The organism is Halarchaeum grantii (assembly GCF_014647455.2).
Taxonomy (GTDB): domain Archaea; phylum Halobacteriota; class Halobacteria; order Halobacteriales; family Halobacteriaceae; genus Halarchaeum; species Halarchaeum grantii.
In genome coordinates this window covers 109,177-125,142 of record NZ_BMPF01000004.1, presented here as the reverse complement: position 1 = coordinate 125,142, position 15,966 = coordinate 109,177, and the positions used below count along the sequence as shown (strand labels likewise).

20 protein-coding genes and 2 pseudogenes are annotated in these 15,966 nt (G+C 59.3%); 8 read left to right on the top strand and 14 right to left on the bottom strand.

The window, feature by feature from the left end; all coding sequences use genetic code 11:
- Positions 1-20: 20 nt before the first annotated feature.
- Entirely contained in the window at positions 21-722 is a 702-nt protein-coding gene (locus IEY12_RS15770; protein WP_229871325.1) for a hypothetical protein, read from the top strand.
- A complete protein-coding gene (locus tag IEY12_RS15765) occupies positions 722-1,303 on the top strand; it encodes a DUF2238 domain-containing protein (RefSeq protein ID WP_206674357.1) in 582 nt (193 codons plus the stop codon). Before IEY12_RS15770 ends, IEY12_RS15765 begins: the two co-directional genes overlap by 1 nt.
- Positions 1,304-1,749: 446 nt before the next feature.
- On the opposite strand, the gene IEY12_RS13005 is transcribed toward IEY12_RS15765, so the two are convergent.
- The 5 genes and pseudogenes from IEY12_RS13005 to IEY12_RS12985 form a co-directional block, all read right to left on the bottom strand.
- On the bottom strand, positions 1,750-2,676 hold the full coding sequence (locus tag IEY12_RS13005; protein WP_188884154.1) for a transcription initiation factor IIB: 927 nt from the start codon (positions 2,674-2,676) through the stop codon (positions 1,750-1,752).
- A gap of 284 nt (positions 2,677-2,960) precedes the next feature.
- Positions 2,961-3,233: pseudogene (locus tag IEY12_RS16010) on the bottom strand (DUF8030 family protein); the annotation flags it as partial.
- Positions 3,234-3,807: 574 nt separating this feature from the next.
- Positions 3,808-4,089, bottom strand: a complete 282-nt coding sequence (locus IEY12_RS12995) for a hypothetical protein (RefSeq protein WP_188884103.1) — start codon at positions 4,087-4,089, stop codon at positions 3,808-3,810.
- Between the two features lie 166 nt (positions 4,090-4,255).
- Positions 4,256-5,281: a phospholipase D-like domain-containing protein gene (locus IEY12_RS12990; protein ID WP_188884102.1), complete on the bottom strand. Its 1,026-nt coding sequence runs from the start codon at positions 5,279-5,281 to the stop codon at positions 4,256-4,258.
- 8 nt (positions 5,282-5,289) lie between these two features.
- Positions 5,290-5,772, bottom strand: coding sequence for a hypothetical protein (locus IEY12_RS12985; protein WP_188884101.1), 483 nt, complete (start codon positions 5,770-5,772; stop codon positions 5,290-5,292).
- A 55-nt stretch (positions 5,773-5,827) separates the two neighbouring features.
- On the opposite strand from IEY12_RS12985, the gene IEY12_RS12980 reads away from it, so the two are divergent.
- Positions 5,828-6,466, top strand: a complete 639-nt coding sequence (locus IEY12_RS12980; RefSeq protein ID WP_188884100.1) for a hypothetical protein — start codon at positions 5,828-5,830, stop codon at positions 6,464-6,466.
- 70 nt (positions 6,467-6,536) lie between these two features.
- Here IEY12_RS12980 and IEY12_RS12975 read toward each other — a convergent pair.
- Positions 6,537-7,002 (bottom strand): annotated as a pseudogene (locus IEY12_RS12975) (primase-associated protein); the annotation flags it as partial.
- A 98-nt stretch (positions 7,003-7,100) separates the two neighbouring features.
- Positions 7,101-7,991, bottom strand: coding sequence for a DNA-binding protein (locus IEY12_RS12970; protein WP_188884099.1), 891 nt, complete (start codon positions 7,989-7,991; stop codon positions 7,101-7,103).
- A gap of 605 nt (positions 7,992-8,596) precedes the next feature.
- Here IEY12_RS12970 and IEY12_RS12965 point away from each other — a divergent pair.
- The 3 genes from IEY12_RS12965 to IEY12_RS12955 all read left to right on the top strand — a co-directional run bounded on the left by IEY12_RS12965 (position 8,597) and on the right by IEY12_RS12955 (position 9,984).
- Positions 8,597-8,893 (top strand): ribbon-helix-helix domain-containing protein, encoded by a 297-nt coding sequence (locus IEY12_RS12965; RefSeq protein ID WP_188884098.1) that lies wholly within the window; start codon positions 8,597-8,599, stop codon positions 8,891-8,893.
- Complete coding sequence (locus IEY12_RS12960) at positions 8,883-9,170, top strand: type II toxin-antitoxin system RelE family toxin (RefSeq protein WP_021780587.1); 288 nt, start codon at positions 8,883-8,885, stop codon at positions 9,168-9,170. Before IEY12_RS12965 ends, IEY12_RS12960 begins: the two co-directional genes overlap by 11 nt.
- Before the next feature lie 295 nt (positions 9,171-9,465).
- Positions 9,466-9,984, top strand: coding sequence for a DUF7342 family protein (locus IEY12_RS12955; RefSeq protein ID WP_188884097.1), 519 nt, complete (start codon positions 9,466-9,468; stop codon positions 9,982-9,984).
- Positions 9,985-10,017: 33 nt separating this feature from the next.
- Here IEY12_RS12955 and IEY12_RS12950 read toward each other — a convergent pair whose 3' ends face one another.
- Positions 10,018-10,548: a PIN domain-containing protein gene (locus IEY12_RS12950; RefSeq protein ID WP_188884096.1), complete on the bottom strand. Its 531-nt coding sequence runs from the start codon at positions 10,546-10,548 to the stop codon at positions 10,018-10,020.
- On the bottom strand, positions 10,545-11,243 hold the full coding sequence (locus tag IEY12_RS12945) for a DUF7437 domain-containing protein (protein ID WP_188884153.1): 699 nt from the start codon (positions 11,241-11,243) through the stop codon (positions 10,545-10,547). The genes IEY12_RS12950 and IEY12_RS12945 overlap by 4 nt, the downstream gene beginning before the upstream one ends.
- Positions 11,244-11,364: 121 nt before the next feature.
- Between IEY12_RS12945 and IEY12_RS12940 the strand changes: the two genes are divergently transcribed.
- Both IEY12_RS12940 and IEY12_RS12935 read left to right on the top strand, forming a co-directional pair.
- On the top strand, positions 11,365-11,613 hold the full coding sequence (locus tag IEY12_RS12940; RefSeq protein ID WP_188884095.1) for a hypothetical protein: 249 nt from the start codon (positions 11,365-11,367) through the stop codon (positions 11,611-11,613).
- Between the two features lie 134 nt (positions 11,614-11,747).
- On the top strand, positions 11,748-12,155 hold the full coding sequence (locus IEY12_RS12935; RefSeq protein WP_188884094.1) for a hypothetical protein: 408 nt from the start codon (positions 11,748-11,750) through the stop codon (positions 12,153-12,155).
- Here the strand turns inward: IEY12_RS12935 and IEY12_RS16005 are convergent.
- The 5 genes from IEY12_RS16005 to IEY12_RS12910 all read right to left on the bottom strand — a co-directional run bounded on the left by IEY12_RS16005 (position 12,141) and on the right by IEY12_RS12910 (position 15,400).
- Positions 12,141-12,530, bottom strand: coding sequence for a DUF7558 family protein (locus IEY12_RS16005; protein ID WP_425433169.1), 390 nt, complete (start codon positions 12,528-12,530; stop codon positions 12,141-12,143). The two genes, IEY12_RS12935 and IEY12_RS16005, sit on opposite strands and share 15 nt — an antisense overlap.
- Entirely contained in the window at positions 12,527-12,811 is a 285-nt protein-coding gene (locus IEY12_RS12925; protein ID WP_188884092.1) for a DUF8069 family protein, read from the bottom strand. Before IEY12_RS12925 ends, IEY12_RS16005 begins: the two co-directional genes overlap by 4 nt.
- Positions 12,812-13,694: 883 nt before the next feature.
- Positions 13,695-13,904: a hypothetical protein gene (locus tag IEY12_RS12920; protein ID WP_229871313.1), complete on the bottom strand. Its 210-nt coding sequence runs from the start codon at positions 13,902-13,904 to the stop codon at positions 13,695-13,697.
- Between the two features lie 189 nt (positions 13,905-14,093).
- Entirely contained in the window at positions 14,094-14,426 is a 333-nt protein-coding gene (locus IEY12_RS12915; protein WP_229871309.1) for a DUF8030 family protein, read from the bottom strand.
- A 473-nt stretch (positions 14,427-14,899) separates the two neighbouring features.
- On the bottom strand, positions 14,900-15,400 hold the full coding sequence (locus tag IEY12_RS12910; protein WP_188884089.1) for a hypothetical protein: 501 nt from the start codon (positions 15,398-15,400) through the stop codon (positions 14,900-14,902).
- Positions 15,401-15,966: the final 566 nt, after the last annotated feature.

Here is a 15,966-nt window from a genome sequence, read left to right as displayed (position 1 = left end):
AGCCGAACGACCCGTCGCCCATGGCGGAGACCGACAGGCTCGCGGCGCTCTTTACGAACTCGACGGCCAATACCGTACTGTCATGGCTGTTCGTCGCAGTACTGATCGGTGCTCTCGCCCGTGACGTGTCGACCGGTCAGTACGGGGCGACACTACTGACTATCATCGCTATCGCCATCGTCCTGGCACCTGCCGTCGCGTTTCGCGACCCCACCGTCGTGCCACCGTGGCAGTTCCTCGGCCTGATCTGTCTCCCCCTGCTCTGGCAGGTGTTCATCCCGAGCGGTCCGGCGACGGCGATCGTTCCGAGCCTCTCGACGGCCACGCTGGGACTGCTGTTCGTGGTCGAACTCCACCTGTTCACGGACCTCCGGCTGGTTCCGTGGCTGAGCGTCGTGCTGACGGTCCTAGTCACGCTGGCGGTGGCCAGCGTCCGCCAGATCCTCCGCTGGAGCGCTGACGTCCTGCTCGGGACGTCGTTCCTGCTCGACGGTCGATCGGGAATGGCGATCAACAGGGCGGTGATGATCGAGTTCCTCTCCGTCGCCGTCGCGGGCGTCGTCGCCGGCGTCGCCTTCTACCGGTACTTCCAGCGCACACCCGGATCGCCCGACTCCCGGATCGCTGCGGAGGACACGCCGCCGACTGAGACCCCCAAGCTGCGCTCATCAGTGATCGGCTCAGCCTCTCGACGGCGCGCCAACGACGAATCGCGGCGGTGATGCAGGCCATGCTCGGTCTCGTGTTCCTCTACGGGCTCTGGACCCGTCAGCTCCCGCTGCTGGTCAACGCCGGGACGATGCTCGGAATCACGTTCCTGCCCGCTGTGCTTGAGCGCGACTACGGCATCCCGATCGAACCGGGACTCGCGTTGTGGATCACGAGTGCCGTGTTCCTCCACGCCCTAGGCACCGTCGGCCTGTACGACGTGCTTTCGCAGTGGGATACCCTCACGCACCTCTACTCGGCGACCGTCATCGCCGCCGCAGGGTACACGACGCTCCGAGTGATCCACCTCCACGTCCCGTCAGTGTATCTCCCGCCGTGGGCGATGTTCGCGTTCACGATCGTGTTCGTCGTAGCGATGGGCGTCGCCTGGGAGATACTGGAGTTCTTCGCCGATCAGAGCGCCCGCCATCTCGGCGTCGAGGCCGTGCTCGCACAGCGCGGCATCGACGACACGATCACGGACATGCTGTTCAACGCGGTGGGCGCCGTACTCGTCGCGACGTGGGGGACGACGTATCTCGTCCGTCTCTCCGATACCCTCGCCGCGTTCCTCGAGGACGAGATGGACGGGTAGCCGGTGAATGTGGCCTCCACCGTCGCGAAGAACGCCGGGACGTAGTACGCTCGAAAGCAACACCACAAACTTCACTCCTCGCCCACGTCGGGGAGTGGAGACGCACCTGCCTACTGCTGGAGACTGATTGCCGGGAGCCCACAGCAAAGCCCCATCATCAGGGATCTCCGATTTCTAGTTAGCAATCAGAACGCGACGCGTTCTGACGACACCCTCAATGACCGAAGCGTGGAGTCGTTCGAGACCACGAAAGCCGTCTCGTGATGCCGAGAGAGCTTTGCTCCCTCGGACCACGCCAAGGGAGTAGAGTGGGGTAGTTTACACGAGTGTGGAACCTCCCGAGGTCGGGGCACGGTCTGTGACCGTGGAATCCACGACTTCAGTCGTGTGAGGATGTCAGCCTCCTTCCGTCAACAGGGGTCCTGAAGTTCGAAAGCGTATCTCGCCTACTCCACAACGGAGAGCAGCCGATCGCGATGGCTTCGAACGGTCTCAACCGTCACGTCCGCCACCGCTGCCGCATCGGCTTGCGTCAACGGGGCGTCGTGGGCACACGCCGCCAGGTACAGACACCCAGCAGCGAAGCCTGCGGGATGTACCCCGGTTGTGACGCCGGCGTCGATGGCCTGCTCAGCAAGCTGCTCTGCCCGTCGTCGGACGGCATCTGTACACCCCAGCTCGGACGCCAGCCGCGGCACGAACTGTGTCGGCTGGATAGGCGATGTCGGCAACCCCAGCTCTTCGTTGAGCACGCGATAGGCGTTCGCAACACGCTCCTGTCCGACCTGCGCCATCGGCGCCACGTCGGCGATGAGCCACGACTGCCCGTTGCACCGACAGGCGCCGTACACGCTCGCGGCCGCCATCGCCTCGATCGATCGCCCGGGGAGGAGGTGCTGGTCCTGCGCCGTTCGGAACAGCTGACACGCCTGATCGCGTACCGAGTCGCTCAGGCCGAGTGCACTCGCGATCCGCCGGATCTCTGTCAGGCCATGCCCGAGGTTGCGTTCCTGTTTGGATCGCCAGCGACTGCGTGCGTGTTCACGGCGGAGCCGGGACAGGCGGCGACGCGTCTCGCCATAGAGGGTGTTACCGTTCGCGTCCTGGTGCGTCCCGATCTCCGTCGAGAGGCCGCGATCGTGGCGGGCGGGCGTGAGTGCCGCGCCGGTTCGCTTCGCCGTGTCGGCGCCCTCGTCGACGTGCCACTCTGGCCCGCGGTCGATTGCCTGCTCGCCGATGATGAGGCCACAGTCGTCACAGACGGTTTCGGCCGTGTTCGTTCTGACCTGCCCACCACACTCGGGACAGGGATCAGTTGGACCGCACTGGACGTCCTCGTCGAAATCACGATCGTAGATCTCGCTCATCGTCATCAGTGTCACCTTCTCGCGGCGACGCCGATGCAGCGCGCCCCGCACCCCTCTCGGGGGTGACAAACTGGACAGCTGTCGACGCAACTCCGACGTCGACGGCGCCGAGGTGTTAACCAACGCTTCGACGGGGAACACAGAGTTGTTGGTTAAGCCGACGGTCGGGGGGTCTCGAGGGCATCCCCGATTTGCCGGTGAAGCTGGGGCCGGTTCCCGTTCGGTCCGCAGCCCGTCGGTTCGTGTCGATGCCGACCGCGTGAGCTGGGTGATGCGCTCGTCTTGAACGGGTCGTCGACGTGCCGCTTCTGGAACTGCTCACCGACGTCGTCGCGGGCGACGGACTGCGTCCGCGTCGACCGCCCGACCTGGTGGGCGACGAAGACGGCGCCCACGGTCTCGTGCGTGAGTTCGACGAGGGCACACTCCACGAGGGCGACGACCGACGCGTGATCCCGGTCGGTCGGAACCGCCATCTCGAGGTCCGCCCACGGCGCCTCATCGTCGGGGGTAGTTCCTGCGTGATCCGCTGCTCGTGTCTTCCTGCGTTGTTCCGAAGCCATCGTCTATCGGGGGCACGTGATGCGCCCCACCACCCTCTCGCGGGGGCGACAGACACCACCGAAACGTACCCGGTCAACCTATACGCTACATCTGACACGTCCGTAGTTCCGCTCCTCCTGTGATGGCCCCTCGGCCTGAGAGAGCCGGCGGCCTTCGCACACTGCATATCGCCTCTTTGTTTGGACGAAAACCGCGATATGCAAGGCGAAATCACGTGCTCAAATCGCAGAAGAATCCCGTCGGGCCGATTTGAGGCGGTAGAAAATACCTTGACGAGTTCGAGAATTGCTCTTCGACTGCTAAAATTGCTCGACGGCGGGGTAACGGGGATAATATCAAACGTATCTGAATTTCTCTGGGTTGCTCCTTCACCTGTTCTGAGCCCCTCGAGGTACTCCCAGTGCAGCACTTCGAATCAGAAACACCCCTGTTTCCCCGATCCCGGGCGTGTTAGCAGCTGAAAATTGCGCGACGGGGATTCAGTAGGATCAGCTTCTACTATTTAACGGAATCGTTACAATTCATTAGTTGTGGTGAATTGCAGATGACATGCTGAATAGCCAAACGAGTAACTCAGCGACAGATTGGACAAACGCCATCCCGATCCTCCTCCACTGCAAAGCGGAAGGAACATTCACCGCAGATAACCTCCTCGGTCATCACATCCAGCTGCCAGGATGGGATATGAGTACCTCCAAAATCTACACTTCCTGTCTCTACCTCGAAATCGAGTAGGCCGCCGCCATCCAGATCATCAAAGGCTTCTGAGAAGACCTCCTCCGTGACATCAGATGCTAATTGGAGGGTTTCATCACGTCCAATAGCCTCCCAGTATGCCCGTTGCTCACCAGTCAAGAAACGGTCCAAGCGATCGATGAACCTGCAGTACGGACACCGTAGATTCAGGTAACATTGGTCCTCAACAGTCGGTAGATGAACCCTGAATTTTCCTTCACAGCGAGGGCATTGACGCCCCGTCATTCCATCCTCACTTCTCGGCAAGGCGATTGTAATCGGCTTACTAACCATTGACTTGCTCACCTTGCTCCCAGGCCGCCTGGAAGGTCTCCATCGTCGACTCCAAGTTCACAGGCCTGACCTCGCTGACCGTATGCTGAGTCTCTCCTGCATCTTTGAACGACTGATCCCACGTCCATCCCTCGATCTCATCCCTCACGAGATACCTAGCATGGAACAGTCGGGCTTCGAAGTCGTAGTACTCGACATACCGGACATCGACCTCGCCGGATCTGCCTTCCGAAAAGTCAGCTACCAAGTCGCGGTACTTGCTTTCATCATCGAACGCTCTCTCCGATGTAAGAATTTCAATATTGACCGTGTCCGGAACTCCCTCCAAAAGATCGTAGGCAGGTTCTTTGAAGTACCAATCGACGATAGTAATCTTCTCTTGGGCGACCTCGACTACGCTCTGGAACAGGTTTTGGGCCTTCTCGGGTTCATTTGGCCCTACCGAATGCTGTGTCCACCGTGTCAGCGGCTGCGTGTTCGGAATGGAAGTCCCATCTTCAACGTGTAGTTCGTACTTATTCCGACCTCTCCCCGTGATTTCGACTCCACGGTACGTGGCCTCAGGCCTAGATCCTACAGCTGCATCAACGAGCTCCTTCATATCCAAGTATCCAATTGCGGGAAGGATTCGGTCCTCATCGACATCTAATTCTTCAGCTATCTCCTCGCTGGAGAGTTTGACCGACCGGAACGGATGTTCGCGGTCAGCCTCGTACAGCAGCTTCAGTATATCGTACCGAATCTGGTCCTCTAAGACTGTCTCGTAGCCGTCTTGATCCAGCTTCTCGATTCCGTCCGCAGTTATTTCCAAACCGTATATTCCGCCCGTTGAGATATCGAAGTCGATCTGCCTCTCATCTCTCAAGCGGACAACGTTGTAATTAATCTCGTTCTGGTCAACCTCGTCCAGTTTTCCGTAGAGGCCTTCTGTACCTGCCCTGTCGAGGACCGATTCCTCGAACTTGTCGTAGATGTACTTCAGGACCTCTCTACGGATTTTTCGGTCGGATTCATTCATTCTCTGGGCTAATAGTTCTCTCTGCGGAGATTGTTGACCGCGTACTGCAGTTCCTCTACATCGTCAGCGAGATCCTCAATGTCTTCTTCTATGCCACTGAATTTGCGTGGATAGACGTCCTGAATCTTGGCGAGGGGGGAAACCGGTTCCTTGTCCGAGTTCGTAAAGTAGACTGTGCCGATATCGTCGTCCTCGTACCCTATGACCTTCCATTCGATGAAATTTCTCCAACCGAGATCTTCCAGCTTCATCGCGATACGGGACTTGATCAATCCGTACGTCTCCTCGTCCACTTCTTCGAGTGCCTGCTCTTCGTCGACGCCGTCTAACAGGAACAGGGCATCCGCCTCGTCCTCGATAATGTGGTCTGTTATTTCTTCTAACGTGAAGGCCTGCTCGTCATTGTGACGTAGAAAGTCAGTGATGTGGACTTCAAGCGGATCCAGTCGGCGGCCCTTCTTCCACTCTTCAGAATCTACGTCGATTGGCATACTCGAATAGACTGAGGATGGCCTTATAAACCATTTCCCGTACACATACTCAGTGATGGCTGGAACAGAGCTCCATATCTCCGGCGGGAATCATATCACTCTCCCTTCCCGAAGAAAAGACTCGGATGCTAATGATTTCGACCGGCTTGATGTCATCTTTGTCGAGGCACCCTTGGCAAAGAGGCCTAGGAAATTAGAGCACCTGGCGAACCTGATCATGGTCCCTCTCTTGGTCGCAGCTCTGTACCTGATGCTGCTGGGCCAGAAATTGTTCAAGATCGCAGGCTTCCATGATTCTCATCTCGTATACGACTTGGCGGAGGAATACGACGCGGAGATCGTGGAGGTGGACTTGGATCTTTTTGATGTGATCGATGAGTACCGGCTGCTGTGGATGCTGGTTCACTATGGCATCGTGATGTTGGCGATATTCGCTTTGCCGAAGGTCGTTGAGACGTTTCAGTGGGTGCCAATCCCTGTACTTGTCCCCTCTGTCTTTGTCGCGGCTGCTGTTCTGATATTCGGTGCTTTCGCCACTGGAACGATGGCTGCCAGAGACATGAGGATGGCCTACGACGTTGAGGAGTACAGCGAGGAGAACTCTGTTGAGGATGCACTACTTGTCATCGGTGCTCTTCACCGTGCCGGGGTGAAGAAACGTCTCCAGGACTCCACGCAGGTTCAGATAGCTTGAGTCTGCCTCAGGAATAAATGCCGGCCTTTCAGCCAGTAATGTAGGTCAAGAACGATAACACATCTGTAGTTCAGAATTGCTCAGTGGGCCCAGCTGATTCCTCCTCAACTTGCTCGTACATCTCGTCTGGGAACGGGAGACTGCCCCAGATCGAGTAGGGACACTGGTCCTGACCGATGCAGTAGCGCTGCAGATCGTCGTTATCGCAGTTCATCGGCAACGGCGTGTCGCCGTTGATGGTGTTCGAGAACTCGTAGCGAACCTGGTATTCGGTCTCCTGCTCGTCGTACCACGGCCACCGGGAGAAGACATCCTTGAGGTCCGCGACAATCTCGTCGAGGCTGCTGTCTTGGTACTGCGGCAGCCACATCACCATCCGTGCGAAGTTATAGAGGTCCTTCCGGACGGGCTTCTTTTCGTGCAGTCGCTTCTCCATATTCGCCATACAGGAGAGTTCGAAGAGGTCCTCGATCTCCCGGACCTCGAATCTGCTCGGCGCCGGTTCTGACTCCCCCGATTCGGGTTGTGGCTGCGCGCGCAGCGACCCGTGTGGGAGCGAGCACGGAGCGGAGGGTGGGACGGCGGGGCTTGGTCTGGTCCGGCAGACAAAAAGAAAGAGGCTACGCTGGTCGTGCTACTCCCAGTAGCGGCCGCGCCCAGGGAAGTTGATGGTGGTCCAGCCGGTGCACGTGACGGACACCCGGCCTTGGTACCAGCTTCGGGCAGCTCCCCGAATGCACACGGTCTCGCCTTCGGCTACCGCTGGTTGCGCGCTCTTCTCCCAGACCGTGAACTTGACCGTCCCAGAGTCATCTTCAAGGAGGCCGACTTGGGCAATCTTTGCACTCGAGGGCGTCCAGAGCGTCTTCACGCGTCCGCGAACACTCACCTCCTGCCGATCGACATCGCCAACCCGATCGATGGGGATGATCTGTCCAGGTGCGGCCTCAAGTTCGTCTTTCACGTCGAGGACGGCACTGGGGATGTCCGCGCCGTCGCGCACCGCCTGTGCGAGCCGCCGGCTGACCGCCGCTCGCGACCACCCATCGAGCTCGCCCGCCAACCTGGAGGCTTGCTCGTTCACCGCCCCGAGTTCGTCCTGCGAGAGCTGCTCACGTGGGTCGTGATCGGGACTCAGCGACTGGTCCACGCTGGCGGCGCGCCGCTCGAACTCCCTGCTCCACGCGGCGCTCCGCTCGGCCGCGACGTCGCGCGCCCGCTCGGCACGTCCCTCCTGCTCGCCCAGCTCCGCCTGAGAGCTGATCCGCTCAAGTTCTGCCTCACGCGCCTTGATGCGTTCCTCCTGTGCAAGCGTCACACCGGGAATCCGCTCCTGACTCGCGTCCGCGATTCCGTCCGGGTGGTTCGCGTCGACCTTCGCCTGCGTCTCCTCTTGGACCGTGGCCTGGAACGCCGGCGTCTCCGCTACGACCGTGAGGCCGTCTTCGTCGACCGTCTCGCGCTCGCCGCCGCCAAACTGTTCATCCACCGAAACAACCTTCTGACTCGCGTTCTGACTCGACATTGCAGTAATCCTCTGAAGGCGCTTACGCGCTGACGCCCGCGATGCTCCAACATCGCGGGGGCCTCGGCACAACGACCGACAGTGACGTCTCTGCGCTCTCGCTCGCGCCTTCGCCTCGCCCCCCGTGGGGGCGAGCGAGAGCGCTCGACACAGCGGCCACTATCCAGCCGCGCGCGGCGACCCGCCGGGAGCGAGCGGCCAGCGCATTCCCCGTTCGCCGCGACGCAACCCCGTCCGTCGCGGGCGGCAACGCCGCGGTCCTCTGGACCCGAACGGGTGAAGCGCTGGCGTCGAGACCATATCCATTTTAGCCCGGACCGGGCGCGGGCGGTGCGGAGAGCGCCCGCATGCCCGGACTGGTCGGTCGCGAGCGACGCGAACGGTGAACACCGTGAACCGTGAGCAGGCGACCGGCGGCACGCGCCGAGCGCGGCGAACCGTCGCGTCACACCGGTCAACCGAGTGTGCCCCTAATCGGCGTATTGCCGTTGTGAGTCTGGTACGAACCGGACAGCACACTCAGAAACGAGTCCGCCAGCGTCTGACGGGCTAGACTCTCGTGGGGAATGTTTATCTGATATACGGACGTAAAGCACTAGTATATCATGTCTGATGCCGAAAGCTCAACGGGGAATGACGGGCCGGAGACTGTCCAAATTAATCTCCGACTCACGCAAGCGTTCCTTGATGATATCGACACGACGTGGGAAGAACAAGGCTTCAATTCACGAAGTGAATTCCTCCGCTATGCAGCACGAGACGCGGTCAAGCATCCGGAGTTCTCGCGTGAGGGCTGGAAGCAGATTGCCGCAAGCGAACACGAACTTCGGACTGGGGACGAGGAGCTTGTGTCTCGTGAGGACGTGCTGGCGATGATGGACGACGGTACGGATGGGGAGTAAGGATGACGAGTGGACGTGGAAGTTCACACCACGCGCTGCCACGCAGTTCGACAATCTGGAACACCACGTTCAGGATCGGATTGTTTCAAAGCTCGACGAGATTGTCGACGACCCATGGCGGGATCCGGACGACTATCTTGAACCACTGACTGGTGGCCCGTTCGAGAAGCTTCGCGTCGGGCAGTATCGACTTGCGTGTGTTCTTGACCGGGACGCGCTCGTCCTTGAAGTTCACCGAATCGAACACCGGAGCGGAGCCTACACAGCTGACGACTGATTGACGCTCCTCCCCTATTGAGGGAGGCTGACGTCAAGCCGAATCGAACCACCCAGCCGGGCTTAACACGACGACGCACCCGCCGTCGCGATCCGAGTGCCGCCTCCAGCAGTATTACACCGAGGCCGGTGGATCACGGTCTGGAAAGGCGCTTTAGACCGCTAATTGGAGCGTTCGACACACCACCGTTTCCAGTAAAGTCGGTGAAGAAGCGAGCGGTCCCTGCTTCCGACTCTGCCATTCAGCAAGTCGAGCACCCACAAACTACTGGGGGTCAACGACGTAGTGACGGGTGATGTCGGAGGAAACCCCGCCAGATCTCGACCTCACCGGAGAGTGGGAGACGAGACTGGAAGCACGAACGGTGGTGGAGCGCGTCTCCGAGGTTGCGATGGCGTCGACGGCGCCGACGTCGGCTACGGAGATTGCAGAGCGGGCTGACTGCGCGACGGCGGAGGCACGGCCACATCTCGAGTGGCTCGTCGAACGCGGCATCCTCGAGAAAGCCACGGACGACCCGGTGGGCTTCGTGCGTAATGAGGCGTACGTCGAGTTCCGCCGGATTACCGAACTGACGCGGGAGTTCGAAACGCCGGCGGCAATCGCGGACGCAATCACGGAGTATCGTGAGCGAGAGCGCGACCTCGCAGCGTCCTTCGAAGCAGCCTCGCCCGACGCTGTCGCACTCGCGGACGTCGACTCTGACGACCGTGACGAGGCCTACGACCGATTGAGTGAGTGGCGAACGATCACGCGACGGCTGTCTGAACTCCACGAAGCGAAACGCCGTCTCGAATCGCGTCACGTCGACTGATAGGCCAGCCGAGCATGCTGGTGGCTGTTACGATTAGATGAGGCGCATTGTGTCGCCGGAGTCGTCGCCGATGATGTCCGAGCGGCCGTAGACGGTGATCGTATCGGTATAGCCTTGTGCGCGGACTGCGTTTTCGACGCCGTTGCGTGCTGGTCCATCGTCGGTGAGAACAACGACGTCGGTGGATGCCTGCTCGCGGACGTACTGGATGGCGAGCCCGGCGATGATTGCGTCGGTTTTCTCGACCTCGTGTTCGGGTTGGCCGGTGACGTCGGCGATTGTTCGCCGTGCGATGTCGCTCGCAGCGACGGCATCTCCTGCTGTCGGGTCTGGCGCATCGATGATCTCTGCCCAGCCTTCATCGAGTGCGCGACGGACGCGGTCTCGATTCGGCCCACCGAGTTCACCGACAACACGCTGCGGGAGTTGGAGGACGACGCTCGCACGCCGGACTGCGCGTCGAAACCGCTGATACTGTGGGTTTGAGGGATGCCCAATTGCGAAGAAGATATTCGCGTCGACGAGGACGTCTTGGTCGGGTGCGAGTGGCGAGTCTGCACTCATCCGTCGTCCGGTGGGGACGGTGTCGTCTCCCGCTCGTCAAGATTGGGAAGCTCCATCGCGTCGTGGACGTCGGGGAAGAGATACTCGAAATAGGGGTCGTGGTCTCGGCCGACGGCAAGGGCAGGGACGAGTGCGTAGATGATCATCATCGCTTCCGTCTCGCGAACGTCGATGTCGTCGGCGACCATCCGCTGAGTGGTCTGGCCCGCGAAGTGGAGGCCGGCACCACGGAGTGCGGCGACGAGTTTCCCGATGCCGTAGCGGTCGAGGAAGTACGCGACGTCCGTATCGATCTCTTGGAGGGCGAACGCGTGGAGGACGGTCGGCGTGATGACGATCGGTGCGTGTTCGTCGACGACAGCAATCGGTTCGGCCGTCAGTCGCTGTGGCCGTGTTGAATCGTCCCGCGTGATGAGACCGAGGTCGACGAGCTGGTCGATGTATTCGTAGGCCGTCGATTTCGAGAGGTCGAGGTCGTCTTGGACGTCGGGTGGTGTCGTCGGGCCCCAGTAACAAATGTAGACGTAGACGCGCGTGAGCGCTGGGTGATTGAGGAGTTCGACGACAGTCTCAAGCCCCGGTGCATTCTGGGCGAGCCGCTCGGGAGCGAGTGACTCTGTGGTGAGGGCGTCTCCGGGGAGTGCATTCACGCCACCGTCCGGCCGGAGCAGATCGTCTGTCGGCTCGTCGGGCATACCCTGTAGTCCGAGGTCTATGAACTTCAGACTATTGGTTAGTATACGCTCACTACCATGGAATCTGTCTATATCATCTGTTGACGGAATTCTTAGGTATGCGTCGGTCAACAGCGCCCAGATGGCCTCGAAACCCTCCATCGGTGGCTACATTGCGACGATTGTCACCGCGACTGGTTTCGCTGCGGTGTTCGCGCTCGACCTGTTCAGTACTGGCGGCGTGCTAGCGCTCATTGGCGCCGTCGCGTTCCTCATCGTCGTCTGTACTGTTTTCTTCGTCGCGATCCACTCCCTCGTCAAGGAGTGGCTAACGTACGCCATCACGAGCGCCGGGCTTCCCTCCCCCGAACTCGCCGCCGAGGACGACTGAGCACCGACACTCAGCATGAACCGACCGCGAGCGATTATAGGACTCGTCTTCCGGCCCGTTAGGCGCTTACTGTGTCGCACACCGAGTTCATCAATAGACAGAAAGAATATACATATTTGGGAACCAATCCTTGTATGCAGAGACGTGAGACGCTATTGGCAACTGGAACGATCGGCTTGACGCTCATATCCGGTTGCTCAACGCAGAATGATGCATTCTCTGGCTGGGATGAGAATACAACACTGTCGCCAGATATACGCAATCTTGATGTAGTGAATACTAGCGATCAGAAAATATCATTCTCAGTTACGGTGTCTCAAGATAAGTCTGTAGTAGTTGATACAACTGTCCCCGTTTCAGCAGGTGGAGTCACAGAAATTCCTGATGTCTTTACTTATTCAGAACCTCACCTTAAGTATAAAACATCTGTCAATAGTAACTACGCGTCTGCCACGACTACTATACTTGTTGACGATTCATTTGGAGGTGCAACAATAGTTGCAGAAGATGGTAATATCACAATAGAATCAAATATTGTGTAACCCATTTAGGGGTGATGCGCCTCTCGGTGCGGTCGGGCCAAGCCATCTCTTTCGAACAAGATGTGCTTCAAGGTCGCGAGTCCAGTAGGTTGTCGGTCCGGTGGGACTGCAGCGAGCGCAGAGGTGGAGCGTGCCTTCGAGGTGGGCGAGTTGGACGCGATAGCGGGTGAGGGCGGCGACGGCGTCGACGAGACAGCCACAGCCATCGCACGCGAAGCGATGTTTCTCGGCCGGGTCTGGGTGCTCGCGGAGCGCGCACTCCACACAGATTGGGTGGGTGATGAGTTCGTCCGTACCCCATGACCCGGCTTGGCCGAGGCGGACGTCGGGGCCGGCGTCGCAGAACGCACAGCCCTCGAGTGTCTGCTGGCTCATGCATCCGCCCCGTCGTCGCGACCGGCTTCCCAACCCTGGTGGTAGGCGGCGAGCTGGACGACGTCCTCGAAGACTGTGTTCGTCGGCGCGTGAACGAGCACGCGGTCGGTCGGCACTGCCACCACGACGTCGTCCTCGAGAAGGTCGGCGATCAGTGTGCGGGCGTCTGCCTCGGTGAGGTCGTCCGTTTGGAGTCCGTGATCGCGGTCGCGGGCGAGTTGGTTGTGTTCGAAGCGCTCGGCGTCGTCGCTCGTGTCGTCGTATCGATCGGGTCCAGTCATCGATGAGAACTCACGACGCGTGGTGTGCGCGCCGCAGCACTCGGTGGCGCCGAGAAACGACTACGCGACGAATACGACTGGTCAAGCACCCCACGTCTTAACCAACAGATTATCCGTAATTGCTGCGTCTGTTGGTTAAGACGGATAGTCCATAGCTGGCAGCGCCGCTACGGGTATCGTCACTAGCGATTAGCCGCGAAGCTGTGTCATGGGATTTCGACCCTGTTGGTCCGGGACTAGCTCTACCGGAACAGATGATTGGTTAGTGTGCGAGCTTTTTCCTGCGCTCGCTGTTGGCTCGCCGGGAAGGGTCGACTACACGCCCACGAGTCTCCCTTTGGTCGGCTCTTGGTCCGTTCGCTCCCTCCGGTCGTTCACGGTAGGCGCTCAGTGAGACGTCTGCGGGATTGTGTGGCGCCTTCTCTCGGAGCTATGCTTCTCAGACTCACGACAAGTGTATATACTCAAACCTCTTTAGAATAGTTGTAGCCCCCTGACAACGGGACGGCTTCCTGAAAGCACGTCTACCGGAGCAAGTTCATTTCCACCTTTGGAGGGTGTTAACTGCTTCAGACGCATTTTGGAGGGTGCATTGGACGACTCGTACTTTTGGAGGGTACGAGGGTGCTTTCAGTTTCTTACACTTTCAAAACACCACCCGTATAGGCATTACTCTCCCACAGGATTTTCAGCCTGTAATCAACTCTCGATCGGCTGCCGTGTCACCCGCTAGGAGGATTGACGTGCCGAGTCAAGGTCGTCCCCCACTCGACCACCCACGCGAGTCGTGGAGTCTGGGATACCAATAGCGCTGGAAGTCTTCTTGCCACTCGTCGTCAGAGTCAAGTCGATTCTCTGAACGGAACGGCCGACTGATAGTCCTTCACTTAAATACGGATTCGGTGACACGGAGCGTGCCATTGGCTTCGTAGAGATAGCCACGGTTGAGGAGGCGCTTGACGGCGTACTCGCTATCACTATGGTCCGCAGAGAATGTATCTGCCTCATCGAGGAGTGCATACGCCTCCTCATACGTGAGGGCGCTCTGCGGGCCATCTGCTGCATCCGCGAGCAGCTGGTAGGCTTCTTGCACCCAGTCTGGGAGTGGGGGTCGTGGGTCGGATGGATCTGAGAAGCGCGTCATTGGGACTTGATGGCCGTGGCTGAGTGTACGACCGATGCGCTTGTGAACCTTCCCACCAACTCCCGAATCCTGCGTGCGCAGTCTCAGGCTTAACCAACGGATGATCGATGAACCGGAGAGCGTTGGTTAAGAATTCGTCTAGCGACGCCGAAGAACGCCGACGGGACGAATCCGACAGCAGTCGCGGCGTCGCGCCCACTGGCCGTCCTCGACCGGCCGATCGAGCGTGAGTCGGGCGACGAGTTCATCCTGCACGGTGAGCTGGCGGACGGACTCCTCGCGCCACCCCAGCCGTGGGTTATACAGTCGCTTCTGGAACATCGTCCCCGAGTCCTGCGCGATGTACTGCGTGCGTGTCACGCCGAGGAGTGTCGTCGACGTGTACTCCACCCCGACGGGAGACTGCTTCAGCGTCGAGGTGATCCCTTCGACGAACCGCCGGATCGCGAACTCGCCGACGTCGTTGGGCACGTGGAGTTGAAGTGGTGTTCGTGGGCGCTGTTCCGTTTCGAGTTCTGCATCGCGACGCCGCGTTCCGTGTCGCTGGTCGTGCTCGGACATAATTGCTTGAGGAGGCGCTCAATGGCCCCTCTACCCCTACTAGGGGCGACAAACACGACCGGCGGAGACACACGACTGAGGAAGGCGCATAACCGAGTACCACGACCCTTGAAGCGTCTCGTCGTTGACTCCCTGATGAGTAGTCGTGCATCTGAGGCGCCGTCGCGACAGTCCGCCGCTCCGAAGTGGACTGCCCCATCAATGAGTGTGCGGGCGTCGATCCCCGAAAGACTAAATCCACGAGCGCCGTAGACAGGGATACGATGCATGAAGACGCCCAACGCCGCATGAATCGGGATGTGGCGGAGAACGAAGACTTGTACGAGGCGTTCGCGGCGACACCCGAGGACGACGAGGAGTAACTCGGCCTGTCCGACACGACATCACCGAGCGGCATTTTGCAGCACGATTTTGAAGTAGAGGAGCCAGACGAGGAAGAGTCGATCGTGCCGATAGAGCGTATCTAGTCGGACTGGGGGGAGCTGTCGACGGACTTGATGAGAGTGTAGGACGGTTTCTCGCGAGATGGACGCCGGCCACTGTCCTGGAGTAAGGTTGTTCTGGCGAAGGAGTTCGCGGAGCAGAACGAGTGCAGTCCGATGGTTCGCGTCTGGAAAGAAGTGCTTCCCGGCGATTGCATGTATCCAGCCAGCACACTGCTCGTACAATGGTGCATCTCGCGGGAACTCATCAAGCACACGCTGAATATCGCCATTGCGCGTCACCCAGATTCGATGACGGAGTACATCGAACTGTTCTGCGCCGGTCTGCTCGTACTCCGCATCGCTCTTCAGGAACTGTGTATTTTGAATCTTGAAGTCGATCGGATCAATTCCCGACAGATCGGTGATTCGTGGTTGCGATGCCGGATCGGCAAACCCCATTACGCCGCATCACTCCCGCCACGCCCTTGAGCACCCACGGTTTCCACCGGGAGTTCATCCAACCCTCCAGTATTGCATGCGGACGCCGCTCCTTCTGGAAGTTCTTAGTAGCCGATTGAGTGAGCTGCTGAACACGCTCATCGCACCATCAATACTGTAGCGAGCATGCACTCTATTTCGTCGAAGGCAAATACCACAGACCGCCGGCAGCTTCGAAACTGAGACTGAATACACTATCCGAACCTCCCCTCACTGTTAACCAACGTCCGGACGGGGCTCCCCAATTTGTTGGTTAAACACGGCGCATCGCTATGCCGCTTCTCCTCAGTACACCCCTCACAGAAACATCCTAATATACAGATGTGAATATCGGCTGAACAGAACTAAATCCCATCCTCCAGCCAGTCATAGCCCGTGGCATCTGCACCCTGTACCTCTACCTTCCTTTGGACGATCTCGAAGGTACAGAGAGCAAAATAACGGGCTTAAAATCTGGTAGAGGTTCGTCGCGCAGATTTAAGCTGATAGAAATCCGCGCGACGACAACGGGGTTTCAAGTAGAAATA